This is a genomic window from Arenimonas maotaiensis (assembly GCF_014638745.1).
Classification (GTDB): domain Bacteria; phylum Pseudomonadota; class Gammaproteobacteria; order Xanthomonadales; family Xanthomonadaceae; genus Arenimonas; species Arenimonas maotaiensis.
In genome coordinates, this window is sequence record NZ_BMFO01000001.1 from 153,009 (window position 1) to 166,151 (window position 13,143).

Below are 13,143 nucleotides of genomic sequence, written 5' to 3' on the forward strand. Positions count from 1 at the left end.
CCTCATGAAAACCACACTGACTGCCCTGCTGCTGAGCACGTTGCTGCTGACCGGCTGTCTGCCGGAAGCGGACATCGAACAGAGTCTGGCCGACGCCCATGCCGAAATCGACCAGGCCGCCCGCCTGATCGCCGAGGAGAACATGCAGCTACAGGCCGATGGCCAACCCGATGCGGAAATCACGCCCGAGGGCGACCTGCTGATCGGCGGCAAGGCCGTCGCGTTGTCCGCCGGGCAACGTACGCTCTTGGCCGCGCACCGGAACCAGCTGGTCGGCATCGCCACCGAAGGCGTGCAGATCGGCCGCCAAGGCGTCGACCTGGCCGGCAGAGCCATGAAATCGGCGCTGTTCGCGGTACTGACTGGCAACGAAGCGCGCTTCGAACGCAAGATGGAAGCCGAAGCGGCGAAGATCGAGGCCTCCGCGATCACGCTGTGCGACCGTCTGCCGGCGCTGCTGGCTTCGCAGAGCGCGGTGTCCGATGCGGTGCCGGAATTCAAGCCCTATGCCCGCGTGGAGCAAAGCGATATCGCGGAATGCGCCCGTGACGTCGCGGAGGCCAAGGCGAAAGTGTTCGCCGCAAAGGCAAGCCCCAGCCGCTGAGCTCGGTGTTGAATCAGCAAAACCCCGGCTTGCCGGGGTTTTTTATGGGCGCGTTTATCCGCAAGCTGCGGCGTGCACCGAATTAGCCGCCAGCCGTGGTCAAGCGAGCCGGATCCAGCAATACCTTCAGCTCGTCCAGGCTGAGATCGGTCATGTCCTTGGCCACATCGATCACCGGCCGCTTTTCGGCGTAGGCCCGCTTGGCGATGCGCGCGGCCGCCTCGTAGCCGATGACCGGATTCAAGGCAGTCACCAGAATCGGGTTGCGGGCCAACGCCTCGTTCATCCGCGACGTGTTGAAGGTGATGCCGTTGATGGCCTTTTCCGCCAGATGCGTGCAGGCCGCGGCCAGCAGATTCAGGCTCTGCAGGCTGTTGTCGGCGATCAGCGGCATCATGGTGTTGAGCTGGAAGTTGCCGCTCTGGCCGGCGATGGAAACGGCCGTATGCAGGCCCATCACCTGCGCGCAGGCCATGGCCACCGCCTCGGGAATCACCGGATTGACCTTGCCCGGCATGATCGAGCTGCCCGGCTGCAGCGCCGGCAGCTCCAGTTCGGCCAGGCCGGTCAGCGGCCCGGAGTTCATCCAGCGCAGGTCGTTGGCGATCTTCATTAGGGTCACCGCCAGCGCATTGCACTGGCCGGACAGCTCCACCAGATGGTCCTGCGCGGCGATCGACTCGAATTTGTTGCCGGCCGGTTTGAACGCGATGCCGGTGTGCTTGGCCAGCGCTTTGCAGGCCAGCGCCGGCATCTTCGGATCGGCGTTCACCCCGGTACCGACCGCGGTGCCGCCCAGCGGCAACGCCGTCAGGCGCTTGCCGCTGTCATCCAGGCGCGCGATGGCCGAATCGAGCTGGGCCGCCCAACCCGACCACTCCTGCGCCACCGTCATCGGCATGGCGTCCATCAGATGCGTGCGGCCGGTCTTGAGCGTGGCGCCCGCCTGCCGCGCCTTGCGCTGGATGCTGCGGCGCAAGGCTTTCAGCGCCGGCAACAGGCCGTATTTCAAGGCCACGGCCGCGGACACCAGCGAGGCGCTGGGAATCATGTCGTTCGAGCTTTGGCCGTTATTGACGTCGTTGTTCGGATGCACGGCCAGGCCGTGCTCACGCTTCACCACGCCGGCGATGACCTCGTTCATGTTCATGTTGGTCGAGGTGCCGGAACCGGTCTGGAACACATCGACCGGAAATTGATCGGCGAACGCGCCGCCGGCAATCTCCAGCGCAACGCGCTCGATGGCCTTGGCCGGCTTGCGGCCCAGATGGCCGAGCTGGCCGTTGGCCTGGGCCACGCAGGCCTTGAGCAGGGCTAGGGCGCGCAGGAACTCCGGCGGCATTCCACGGCCGGACAGCGCGAAGTTCTGCACGGCGCGCTGGGTCTGGGCGCCGTATACGGCGTCGAACGGCACCAGCAGTTCGCCGAAACCGTCCTGCTCGACACGGAATTTCATCACCATCGCCGTTCTCCCGCCGGGTGCTTTCCGCGATGATAGCGCCTTTCACGGTACAATTACGGCCTGTCGCGGGCGATCGCCACGCCCTGCCCGCCGGCCCACCTCCAGCCAGTGACCCGCCATGACCGAACACGCCTTGCTTGCCCTGTCCCCCACCGATGGCCGCTATGCCGGCAAAGTCGACGCCCTGCGCGGCGTGTTCTCCGAATACGGCCTGATCAAGGCCCGCGTGCATGTCGAGATCGAGTGGCTGATCGCCCTGGCCAGCGAGGCCGGCATCCCCGAACTGCCGGTCTTCGACGCCGCCCAGGCCACGTTCCTGCGCGCCGTCGCCGCCGACTTCAGCCCGGCCGACGCCGCCTCGGTGAAGGCCATCGAGCGCACCACCAACCACGACGTCAAGGCCGTCGAGTACTTCATCAAGCAGCGCCTGGAAAGCCGCGCCGACCTGGCGCAAGCCAAGGAATTCGTGCACTTCGCCTGCACCTCCGAAGACATCAACAACCTGAGCTACGGCCTGATGCTGAAACAGGGCCGCGACGCCGTGCTGCGTCCGGCGCTCGGCCGCCTGGACGCGGCGCTGGTCGCCTTGGCGCACGCCAATGCCGGCCAGCCGATGCTGTCGCGCACGCACGGCCAGACCGCTTCGCCGACCACGCTCGGCAAGGAACTGGCCAACGTGGCGGCGCGCCTGCAACGCCAGCTGCGCCAGCTCGACGCCATCACCGTGCCGGGCAAGATCAACGGCGCGGTCGGCAACTACAACGCGCACGTCGTCGCCTATCCGAACGTCGACTGGCCGGCGTTCGCCGAGCGCTTCGTGTCCGCATTGGGCCTGGAATTCAACCCGTACACCACCCAGATCGAGCCGCACGACGGCATCGCCGAGCTGTGCGACGCCATGCGCCGGATCAACGTCATCGGCATCGACCTGTGCCGCGACGTCTGGGGCTACATCTCGCTCGGCTACTTCAAGCAGCAGCTGAAGGCCGGCGAAGTCGGTTCCTCGACCATGCCGCACAAGGTCAACCCGATCGACTTCGAGAACGCCGAAGGCAATTTCGGCATCGCCAACAGCCTGCTCGGCCATTTCGCCGAAAAGCTGCCGATCAGCCGCTGGCAGCGCGACCTGACCGACTCGACCGTGCTGCGCGCGCTCGGCACCGGCTTCGGCCATACCCTGATCGCGCTCGATTCGCTGCTGAAAGGCCTGGGCAAGCTGGAAACCAATCCGCAACGCCTGCAGGAAGACTTGGACGCCGCCTGGGAAGTGCTGGCCGAGCCGGTGCAGACCGTGATGCGCCGCTACGGTCTGCCCAATCCCTACGAGCAGCTGAAGGCGCTGACCCGCGGCCAAGGCATCACCCGCGACAGCATGCAGGCCTTCATCCGCGGCCTGGAGCTGCCGGCCGAAGCCAAGGACGCCCTGCTGGCGCTGACGCCGGCGACCTACATCGGCCGCGCCCAAGCGCTGGCCGACGCCATCGGGAAAGCCTGAGATGATCGAGACCCGCGGCAGTGCGGCGCATTTCCTCGGCATGCCGGTCGAGGAGTTCCTGCGCGATTACTGGCAGAAGAAACCGCTGCTGATCCGGCAGGCCTTTCCCGGCTTCGAGCCGCCGCTGGCCCCGGAGGATCTGGCCGGCCTGGCCTGCGAAGACGGTCCGCTGTCGCGCCTGGTCACCTACGACCGCCCGAACGACCGCTGGCATCTGCGCACCGGGCCGTTCGAGGAGTCCGAATTCCCCGAACTCGGCCACCGCGACTGGACCCTGCTGGTGCAGGACATGGACAAATGGGACGCCGACGTGGCCGAACTGCTGGCGCCGTTCGCGTTCCTGCCGCGCTGGCGCGTGGATGACGTGATGATCAGCTTCGCGGTCGAGGGCGGCTCGGTCGGCCCCCACATCGACCAGTACGACGTGTTCCTGGTGCAGGCCATGGGCTGCCGCAACTGGCAGATCGAGGACGCGCCGAGGCTGGAGCCGGCGTTCCGGCCGGATTCCGAACTGAAACTGTTGCAGGAATTCCACCCGAGCCACGGCTGGGATCTGGAGCCGGGCGACGTGCTGTACCTGCCGCCGGGCTACGCCCACCACGGCGAGGCGCGCAATCCCTGCATGACCTTCTCGGTCGGCATGCGCGCGCCGTCCACCGCCGAGATGCTGGCCGACTTCGCCGATGACCTGGCGCAACGGCTGCCGGAATACCACCGCTACGAGGACCCGGATCTGGCCGTGGCCGAGGATCCATTCGAGATCGACGAAGCCGCCTTCGCGCGCGTCGAGGCGGCGCTGTCGGTGCTGGAAAAGGCCTCGGCGCAGGAACGCCGGCGCTGGTTCGGGCAATTCATCACCCGCTACCGCGCCTCCGGCGACATCCAGGCCGCGCCCGACCAGCCGGCCTGGCCGGATGCGCTGGCGGCGCTGTCGGCCGGCGAGGAACTGCTGCGCAATCCGTTCGCGCGCTTCGCCTGGCACCGTGACGGCCAACAGGCGCAGCTACACGTCAGCGGCGAGAGCTTCGCGCTCGGCGCCGGTGATGCCCGCCTGCTCTGCCATCGGCCCGCGATCGGCGTCGATGAGCTCAACCGCCTGGGCAAGAGCGGGCAAGCCGCGTTGCAGGCCTTGTTCGAACAGGGCGTGTACCGGCTCGGCGACGGCGGATGAGCCCGGCGTTCCGCATCGTCCGCGCCGACTTCGGTCGGGACGCCGCACTGCTGCATGCGGTGCGCGAAACGGTGTTCGTGCAGGAACAGAATGTGCCGGCCGCGCTGGAACGCGACGCCATCGACCCCGAATGCGCGCATGTGCTGGCGCTGGACCAGGACGGACGGCCGATCGGCACCGGCCGCCTGACACCGCAGCGCACCATCGGCCGCATGGCGGTGCTGAAGGAGTGGCGCGGGCGCGGCGTAGGCGACGCGCTGCTGCGCGAACTGCTGGCCTGGGCCGCCGAATCGGGCTGGCCGGAGGTGAGCCTGCACGCGCAACTCGGCGCGCTGGGCTTCTACGAAAAGCACGGTTTCGCGGCCTACGGCCCGGAATACGACGAGGCCGGCATCCGCCACCGCTCGATGCGTCTGGAACTGATTCGGCCCTGAAGCGCGGGCGAGTCCGGTTGTGCTCCCGCCTGCCGGACTCGGGTATAATTCACGGATTGGGAAACCGGCTGGCGCGCTGGCATGCCGGTCAACACTCACCGTGAACGAAGGCCGAAATCCGTGGAAAGTCTGATCAAGCAATTCCTCAAGTCCTCCCAGCTTTCCGGCGGCAATGCCGCATTCATCGAAGAACTCTACGAAGACTTCCTGGTCGACCCGGCGTCGGTGCCGGCGCAGTGGAAAAACTACTTCGAAAGCCTGCAGGGCGGCGGCGACGTGCCGCACTCGGCGGTGTTGGCCGCGGTCCAGGCCCAGGCCAAGCAGGCCCGCTACGCCACCGGCGGCGGCGACGAGGAAATGGCCCGCAAGCAGACCGCCGTCGGCAAGCTGGTGACCGCCTACCGTTCGCGCGGCCACCTGAACGCCAACCTCGATCCGCTCGGCATGATGGAAAAGCCGGCCGCCCCCGACCTGGACATCGCGCACCACGGCCTCAGCCAGGCCGACCTCAACATCGAATTCCCGGCCAACACCTTCTTCGGCCAGGACAAGCTCAAGCTGTCCGACCTGCTCGAGCGCCTGAAGCGCACCTATTCCGGCAGCATCGGCGCCGAGTTCATGCACATCAGCGACGCCGAACAGCGCCAGTGGATCCAGCAGCGCATGGAGTCGGTGCAGAGCCGCCTGCAGGCCGGCCCGGAACAGCGCAAACGCATCCTCGAGCGCCTGACCGCCGCCGAAGGCCTGGAGCGCTACCTGCACACCAAATACGTCGGCCAGAAACGCTTCTCGCTGGAAGGCGGCGAATCGCTGATTCCGCTGATGGACCATCTGATCCAGCACGGCGGCAAGCACGGCATCAAGGACGCCATCATCGGCATGGCCCACCGCGGCCGCCTGAACGTGCTGGTCAACACCCTCGGCAAGCCGCCGCAGAAGCTGTTCGCCGAATTCGAGGGCCGTTTCGACCATCCCGATACCCCGGAGCATTCCGGCGACGTCAAGTACCACATGGGCTTCTCGGCCGACGTCAATTCGCCCGGCGGCCCGGTGCACCTGGCGCTGGCTTTCAACCCCTCGCATCTGGAAATCGTGGCGCCGGTGGTGGCCGGCAGCGTGCGCGCCCGCCAGATGCGCCGTCAGGACGACAACCGCTCGCAGGTGTTGCCGGTGGTGATCCACGGCGACGCCGCCTTCGCCGGCCAAGGCGTGGTCATGGAACTGTTCCAGATGTCGCAGGCCCGCGGCTTCGCGGTCGGCGGCAGCGTGCATGTGGTCATCAACAACCAGGTCGGCTTCACCACCTCGCGCCCCGATGACGCGCGCTCGACCCTGTACTGCACCGACCCGGCCAAGATCATCGGTGCGCCGGTGTTCCACGTCAACGGCGACGACCCGGAAGCGGTGGTGTACTGCGCCGAACTCGCGTTCGACTACCGCCGCACCTTCGGCCGCGACGTGGTCATCGATCTGGTCTGCTACCGCCGCCACGGCCACAACGAGGCCGACGAGCCGGCCGCGACCCAGCCGCTGATGTATCAGAACATCCGCGCCCGCAAGACCACCCGCGAACTGTACGCCGCGTCCTTGGCCGACGCCGGCGTGCTGTCCGACGCCGACGCCAAAGCGCTGGTCGACGGCTACCGCGGCAAACTCGACAAGGGCGAGGTCACCACCGACGTGGCGCAGGCCGCCAAGGACGAATTCGCGGTCGACTGGACGCCGTGGCTGAACGGCAAGCTGTCGCAGGCGGTGAAGACCGGTCTGGCGCAGTTCTCGCTGGAAAGCCTGGGCAAGAAGATCAGCGCCGTGCCGGACGGCTTCAAGCCGCACGCGCGCGTCGCCAAGATTTACGAAGACCGCCGCAAGATGGCCGCCGGCGAACTCGACATGGACTGGGGCTTCGCGGAGAACCTGGCCTACGCCAGCCTGCTGACCGAAGGCTACCGCCTGCGTCTGGTCGGCCAGGACGCCGGCCGCGGTACCTTCTTCCACCGCCACGCGGTGGTGCACGACCAGAACAACGGCCAGTCGCACATGCCGCTGCAGCAGTTCGTCAAGCACCCGAGCCACGCCGTGATCATCGATTCGCTGCTGTCCGAGGAAGCGGTCATGGCGTTCGAGTACGGTTATTCCACCGCCGAACCGATGACGCTCAACATCTGGGAAGGCCAGTTCGGCGACTTCGCCAACGGCGCCCAGGTGGTGATCGACCAGTTCATCACCTCCGGCGAGGCCAAATGGGACCGCCTGTGCGGCCTGGTGCTGTTCCTGCCGCACGGCTATGAAGGCCAGGGCCCGGAACACAGCTCGGCGCGCCTGGAGCGCTTCCTGCAGCTGTGCGCGCTGAACAACATCCAGGTCTGCACGCCGACCACCCCGGCGCAGATGTTCCACATGCTGCGCCGCCAGATGCTGCGCGCCACCCGCAAGCCGCTGGTGGTGATGACGCCGAAGTCGATGCTGCGCCACAAGCTGTCGGTCTCGCGCATGGAAGATCTCGCCAACGGCGCATTCCAGGAGCTGATTGCCGACAGCACCGCCAAGAACCCGGCCAAGGCCACGCGCGTGGTGGTCTGCGCCGGCAAGGTCTATTACGACCTAGTCGAAGCCGCCGCCGAGAAGAAGCTGGACAACGTCGCCATCGTGCGCGTCGAACAGCTGTATCCGTTCCCGCGCGAAGCATTGAAAGCCGAACTGGCGCGCTTCCCGGCCGCCAAGGATGTGTTCTGGTGCCAGGAAGAGCCGCAGAACCAGGGCGCCTGGTACCAGATCCAGCACCATCTGCGCAGCTGTCTGGGCGAAGGCCGCGTGCTGCACTACGCCGGCCGCGCCCGCTCCGCGGCGCCGGCCTGCGGCCACGCCAACACCCACACCGCCGAACAGGCGAAACTGATCGCCGACGCCCTGGTCAATCCGGGCCAGCGCGATTTCACCAACGAATAACCCCCAAAAGGCCATCGTCATGAGCATCGAAGTCAAAGTCCCCGTCCTGCCCGAATCCGTCTCGGACGCCATCATCGCCGCCTGGCACAAGAAAGCGGGCGACACGGTCCGCCGCGACGAGAACCTGATGGATCTCGAGACCGACAAGGTCGTGCTGGAAGTGCCCTCCCCGGTCGACGGCACCCTCAAGGAAATCAAGTTCGAAGCCGGCGCCACCGTGACCAGCAGCCAGGTCGTGGCCATCATCGAGGAAGGCGTGGTCGCCGCCGCGCCGGCTCCGGCCGCCAAGGCCGACGCGCCGAAAGCCGCCGCCCCGGCACCGGCCGCTGCCGCCGCGCCCGCCGCCAAGGTCGACACCGCCGGCCTGCCGCCCGGTGCCGCCAACTATGCCGCGCGCAACGAGATCAACCCGGCCGACGTCGCCGGTACCGGCCGCGCCGGCCGCGTGACCAAGGAAGACCTGGTCAACCACGTCAAGTCCGGCGGCGGCGCCCGCCCCGAACAACGCGTGCCGATGACCCGCATCCGCCAGCGCATCGCCGAACGCATGATGCAGTCGAAGAACTCGATCGCCATGCTGACCTCGTTCAACGAAGTCAACCTGTCGAAGGTGATGGCCATGCGCAAGGAGCTGGGCGAGCCGTTCGAGAAGACCCACGGCATCAAGCTCGGCTTCATGAGCTTCTTCGCCAAGGCCGCCGCCAATGCGCTGGCCAAGCACGGCATCGTCAACGCCTCGGTCGACGGCAACGACGTGATCTACCACGGCTACGCCGACATCTCGATCGCGGTCGCCACCGAGAAAGGCCTGGTCACCCCGGTGCTGCGCAACGTCGAGAACATGAGCTTCGCCGACATCGAAGCGGCCATCGCCGGTTACGCCAAGCAGGCCCGTGAAGGCGGCCTGAAGCTGGAAGACCTGCAGGGCGGCACCTTCACCATCACCAACGGCGGCACCTTCGGCTCGCTGATGTCGACCCCGATCGTCAATCCGCCGCAGTCGGCCATCCTCGGCATGCACGCCATCAAGGAGCGCCCGATCGCCGAGAACGGCCAGGTGGTGATCGCCCCGATGATGTACATCGCGCTGAGCTACGACCACCGCATCATCGACGGCAAGGACGCGGTGCTGTTCCTGGTCGACATCAAGAATCAGCTGGAAAACCCGCACCGCATGCTGCTCGGCCTGTAATCCACCTTCGAGGCGAATGAACCATGAGTACTGAATTTGACGTCGTCGTCATCGGCGCCGGCCCGGCCGGCTACCATGCCGCCATCCGCGCCGCGCAACTGGGCCTGAAGACCGCCTGCATCGACGCCGCGCTCGGCAAGGACGGCCAGCCCGCGCTGGGCGGCACCTGCCTGCGCGTCGGCTGCATCCCGTCCAAGGCGCTGCTGGATTCCTCGCGCCAATACTGGAACATGCAGCACCTGTTCGGCGAGCACGGCATCACCGCCGACAACGCCAAGATCGACGTCGGCACCATGGTCGGCCGCAAGGACAAGATCGTGAAGCAGTTCACCGGCGGCATCGCCGCGCTGTTCAAGGCCAACAAGGTCACGCCGTTCTACGGCTTCGGCCAGCTGCAGCCGGGCAAGCGCGTCACCGTCAAGCAGCATGACGGCAGCGTGGTCGAGCTGACCGGCAAGCATGTCGTGTTGGCCGCCGGCTCCGACTCGATCGAGCTGCCGTTCGCCAAGTTCGACGGCACGCACATCGTCGACAACGTCGGCGCGCTCGACTTCGCCGCGGTGCCCAAGCGCCTCGGCGTGATCGGCGCCGGCGTGATTGGTCTGGAACTCGGCAGCGTCTGGAAGCGCCTCGGCGCGGAAGTGACCATCCTGGAAGCGATGCCGGACTTCCTGGGCGCGGCCGACGCCGAAGTGTCGCGCGTCGCGCTCAAGGAATTCAAGAAGCAAGGCCTCGACATCAAGCTCGGCGCCAAGCTCGGCAAGGCCGAGGTCAAGAACGGCGAAGTGCACCTGACCTACAACGACGGCAAGGCCGACGTGCAGCTGACCGTCGACAAGCTGCTGGTCGCGGTCGGCCGCAAGGCCGCCAGCAAGGGTCTGCTGGCCGACGGCACCGGCGTCAAGCTTAATGAGCGCGGCCAGATCGAGGTCGATGCGCACTGCCGCACCGGCGTCGACGGCATCTGGGCAGTCGGCGACTGCGTGCGCGGCCCGATGCTGGCGCACAAGGGCTTCGAGGAAGGCATCGCGGTGGCCGAGATGATCGCCGGCCTGCCCGGCCACGTCAACTTCGACACCATCCCGTGGGTGATCTACACCGAACCGGAAATCGCCTGGGTCGGCAAGACCGAGCAGCAGCTCAAGGCCGAGGGCGTGGAATACAAGACCGGCAGCTTCCCGTTCGCCGCCGTCGGCCGCGCCGTGGCCATGGGCGAGCCGGCCGGCTTCGTCAAGGTCATCGCGCACGCCGAGACCGACCGCGTGCTCGGCATGCACCTGGTCGGCGTCGGCGTCTCCGAGCTGGTGCACGAAGGCGTGCTGACCATGGAGTTCCACGGTTCGGCCGAGGACCTGGCGCGCATCTGCCACGCCCACCCGACGCTGTCGGAAGCCATTCACGACGCCGCCATGGCGGTCGACAAACGCGCCATCCACAAGGTCAACTGAACCGGCACGGCGCGTACCGAAAAAACCTGCAGCGATGCGGGTTTTTTCTTGCCCGCCGGCCGCCGCACGGAGATTGCCATGCACACCGACACCGCCTTTCCCGCCTTCCGCATCCACAGCGACGACGCCGGCTACCGCGCCGGCATCGAAGCGGTCACGCGCGCGACGCTGACATCGGGCGATACCGTCATCGCGGCGCAGTACTCCAGCGTGAACTACAAGGACGCCTTGGCCGGCACCGGCCAAGGCAAGATTCTGCGCCGCTTTCCGCTCAATGGCGGCATCGACTGCGCCGGGCATGTCGTCGAATCGGCCGATCCGGCGCTGAAGCCGGGCGATTCGGTGCTGGTCACCGGCTCGGGCCTGTCGGAAACCAGCGATGGCGGCTATGGCGCCGAAGTGCGCATCGACGCCCGACATGTCATCCCGCTACCGTCGGGCTGGAGCCCGCGCGATGCGATGATCCTGGGCACCGCCGGCTTCACCGCGGGATTGGCATTGCTGCGCATGCAGGAGAACCATCAGCGTCCGGAACTCGGCCCGATCGCGGTCACCGGCGCCACCGGCGGCGTCGGCATGCTGGCCACCGCGCTGTTCGCCAAGGCCGGCTACACCGTGCACGCGGTATCCGGCAAACCGGAGCACGCCGACGTGCTGCGCGCGCTGGGCGCATCGCACGTGCTGGCGCGCGACGCCTTCTTGACTACGCGGCCGATGGACAGCGTGCGCTTCGGCGGCGCGCTCGACAACGTCGGCGGCGCCACGCTGGCCGCGCTGTTGGCGCAGACCGCGCCGTACGGCAATGTCGCCACCTGCGGCCTGGTGGCCAGCGCGGAACTGCCGGCGTCGGTGATGCCGTTCATCATCCGCGGCGTGTCGCTGCTCGGCATCGCCTCGGCCGGCACCGCGCGCCCGATCCGCGAACGGGTCTGGGCCTTGCTGGCGGAGCATTTCGACGCCGCCACGCTGGCCGCGCTGCCCGTGCGCGAAACCGGCATCGACGGACTGCCGGCGGTGTTCGAGCGCATGCTGGCCGGCGCGTCGTTCGGCCGCACCGTGGTCCGCATCCATGCGTAAGGCTTGCCAAAAACGCGTTTTTACCGTTAACTAACCGCACCGCTACAGGGGAAATTTATGGCACGCATTCTGGTCGTCGACGACTCGCCCTCGCAACTGCTGGGCATGAAACGCATCGTGGAAAAACTCGGCCATGAAGCGCTGACCGCCGAAGACGGCGTCATCGGCGTCGAGCTGTGCAAGACCGAGAAACCCGACCTGGTGCTGATGGACGTGGTGATGCCGAACCTCAACGGTTTCCAGGCCACCCGCGCGCTGACCCGCGACGAGGCCACCCAGCATATCCCGGTGGTGCTGGTCACCACCAAGGACCAGGAAACCGACCGCGTCTGGGGCATGCGCCAAGGCGCCAAAGCCTACCTGACCAAACCGTTCAACGAGAACGAACTGGTCGACATCATCAAGCAGGTGCTGACTCCGGCGGCCTAAGCGCCGCCGTACAGTTCCGCCATCCGCCGGTACAGGGCTTTCTGCTCTTCGGTGTCCGCCGGCGGCGCGCTGATTTCGATTTCCACCAACTGGTCGCCGTTGCCCTGCTTGCCGGGCATGCCGCGGCCCTTCAGGCGCAGACGTTTGCCGCTGTCGGAACCGGCCGGAATCTTCAGGCCGACCTTGCCGCCGAGAGTCGGCACTGAGACGGTGTCGCCCAAGGCCGCCTGCCAGGGCATCAGCGTCACGGTGTACAGCACGTTCTGTCCGTCCAGCTCGAACTCGGGGTGTTCCTGGTAGTCGATTTCGATCATCAAATCGCCGCCGCGTTCGCCCTGCTTGGCCAGGCGGATGCTTTGCCCGGCGCGGATGCCGGCCGGGATGTTGATTTCCAGCGTGCGTTCGCCGACGCGGATCTTCTGCTTGCCGCCGGCATACGCGCGCTCCAACGGGATGGCGAGTTTGACCCGGCTGCCCGAGGGCGCCTGCTGCGCGCGCTGGCCGCCGCCGAACAGCGACTCGAAGAAATCGCTGAAGCCGCCGCCCCCGCCGCCCAGGTCGTTGAAGTCGAACTGGAAGCCGCCACGGTTGAAGCCCGGCGGCGGGCGGAAATCCTCGCCGGGCCGATAGCCGCCGGCCTTGAGCTGATCGTACTGGGCGCGCTTGTCGCAATCCTTGAGCACCTCATAGGCCTCATTAACCGCTTTGAAGCGTTCCTCAGCACCCGTTTCCTTGCTCACGTCCGGATGGTATTTGCGCGCCAAACGGCGGTAGGCGGTCTTGATTTCGGCGTCGCTGGCCGACGGCTCGACGCCGAGAGTTTGGTAATAATCCTTGAATTCCATGGATTTCCTCGCCGTTAGAACGCGGTTCAGGATGGATGCA

At 66.9% G+C, this 13,143-nt stretch carries 11 protein-coding genes; 9 read left to right on the forward strand and 2 right to left on the reverse strand.

What is annotated here, in order from left to right:
* The first annotated feature begins 4 nt into the window (after positions 1–4).
* Positions 5–604 carry a YggN family protein gene (locus IEV56_RS00710; RefSeq protein WP_188446699.1) on the forward strand — a complete coding sequence of 200 codons (600 nt, stop codon included), beginning with the start codon at positions 5–7 and terminating at the stop codon, positions 602–604.
* Between the two features lie 82 nt (positions 605–686).
* On the opposite strand, the gene IEV56_RS00715 is transcribed toward IEV56_RS00710, so the two are convergent.
* Positions 687–2,066, reverse strand: a complete 1,380-nt coding sequence (locus IEV56_RS00715; RefSeq protein ID WP_188446702.1) for a class II fumarate hydratase — start codon at positions 2,064–2,066, stop codon at positions 687–689.
* A gap of 118 nt (positions 2,067–2,184) precedes the next feature.
* On the opposite strand from IEV56_RS00715, the gene purB reads away from it, so the two are divergent.
* The 8 genes from purB to pilH all read left to right on the forward strand — a co-directional run bounded on the left by purB (position 2,185) and on the right by pilH (position 12,258).
* Entirely contained in the window at positions 2,185–3,561 is a 1,377-nt protein-coding gene (purB, locus tag IEV56_RS00720; protein ID WP_188446704.1) for an adenylosuccinate lyase, read from the forward strand.
* Between the two features lies 1 nt (position 3,562).
* The gene (locus IEV56_RS00725) at positions 3,563–4,732 is read left to right on the forward strand and encodes a cupin domain-containing protein (RefSeq protein ID WP_188446707.1); all 1,170 of its coding nucleotides are present in this window, start codon (positions 3,563–3,565) and stop codon (positions 4,730–4,732) included.
* Positions 4,729–5,166 carry a GNAT family N-acetyltransferase gene (locus IEV56_RS00730; RefSeq protein ID WP_188446709.1) on the forward strand — a complete coding sequence of 146 codons (438 nt, stop codon included), beginning with the start codon at positions 4,729–4,731 and terminating at the stop codon, positions 5,164–5,166. The genes IEV56_RS00725 and IEV56_RS00730 overlap by 4 nt, the downstream gene beginning before the upstream one ends.
* A 120-nt stretch (positions 5,167–5,286) precedes the next feature.
* On the forward strand, positions 5,287–8,112 hold the full coding sequence (locus IEV56_RS00735) for a 2-oxoglutarate dehydrogenase E1 component (protein WP_229730119.1): 2,826 nt from the start codon (positions 5,287–5,289) through the stop codon (positions 8,110–8,112).
* A gap of 19 nt (positions 8,113–8,131) precedes the next feature.
* Positions 8,132–9,304 carry a dihydrolipoyllysine-residue succinyltransferase gene (gene sucB / locus IEV56_RS00740; RefSeq protein ID WP_188446713.1) on the forward strand — a complete coding sequence of 391 codons (1,173 nt, stop codon included), beginning with the start codon at positions 8,132–8,134 and terminating at the stop codon, positions 9,302–9,304.
* A 23-nt stretch (positions 9,305–9,327) separates the two neighbouring features.
* Positions 9,328–10,752 (forward strand): dihydrolipoyl dehydrogenase, encoded by a 1,425-nt coding sequence (gene lpdA, locus IEV56_RS00745; RefSeq protein WP_188446716.1) that lies wholly within the window; start codon positions 9,328–9,330, stop codon positions 10,750–10,752.
* Between the two features lie 78 nt (positions 10,753–10,830).
* Positions 10,831–11,829: a YhdH/YhfP family quinone oxidoreductase gene (locus IEV56_RS00750; protein ID WP_188446718.1), complete on the forward strand. Its 999-nt coding sequence runs from the start codon at positions 10,831–10,833 to the stop codon at positions 11,827–11,829.
* Between the two features lie 57 nt (positions 11,830–11,886).
* Entirely contained in the window at positions 11,887–12,258 is a 372-nt protein-coding gene (gene pilH / locus IEV56_RS00755) for a twitching motility response regulator PilH (protein ID WP_188446720.1), read from the forward strand.
* On the opposite strand, the gene IEV56_RS00760 is transcribed toward pilH, so the two are convergent.
* A complete protein-coding gene (locus tag IEV56_RS00760; protein WP_188446723.1) occupies positions 12,255–13,103 on the reverse strand; it encodes a DnaJ C-terminal domain-containing protein in 849 nt (282 codons plus the stop codon). The genes pilH and IEV56_RS00760 overlap by 4 nt on opposite strands.
* Positions 13,104–13,143 lie beyond the last annotated feature (40 nt).

What these genes read in the sequence shown, in the direction of transcription:
- lpdA (WP_188446716.1), top strand. Translation starts at nt 9,328, where the DNA reads ATGAGTACTGAATTTGACGTCGTCGTCATCGGCGCCGGCCCGGCCGGC.
- pilH (WP_188446720.1), top strand. Translation starts at nt 11,887, where the DNA reads ATGGCACGCATTCTGGTCGTCGACGACTCGCCCTCGCAACTGCTGGGC.
- purB (WP_188446704.1), top strand. Translation starts at nt 2,185, where the DNA reads ATGACCGAACACGCCTTGCTTGCCCTGTCCCCCACCGATGGCCGCTAT.
- sucB (WP_188446713.1), top strand. Translation starts at nt 8,132, where the DNA reads ATGAGCATCGAAGTCAAAGTCCCCGTCCTGCCCGAATCCGTCTCGGAC.
- IEV56_RS00730 (WP_188446709.1), top strand. Translation starts at nt 4,729, where the DNA reads ATGAGCCCGGCGTTCCGCATCGTCCGCGCCGACTTCGGTCGGGACGCC.
- IEV56_RS00750 (WP_188446718.1), top strand. Translation starts at nt 10,831, where the DNA reads ATGCACACCGACACCGCCTTTCCCGCCTTCCGCATCCACAGCGACGAC.
- IEV56_RS00710 (WP_188446699.1), top strand. Translation starts at nt 5, where the DNA reads ATGAAAACCACACTGACTGCCCTGCTGCTGAGCACGTTGCTGCTGACC.
- IEV56_RS00725 (WP_188446707.1), top strand. Translation starts at nt 3,563, where the DNA reads ATGATCGAGACCCGCGGCAGTGCGGCGCATTTCCTCGGCATGCCGGTC.
- IEV56_RS00715 (WP_188446702.1), bottom strand. Translation starts at nt 2,066, where the DNA reads ATGGTGATGAAATTCCGTGTCGAGCAGGACGGTTTCGGCGAACTGCTG.
- IEV56_RS00760 (WP_188446723.1), bottom strand. Translation starts at nt 13,103, where the DNA reads ATGGAATTCAAGGATTATTACCAAACTCTCGGCGTCGAGCCGTCGGCC.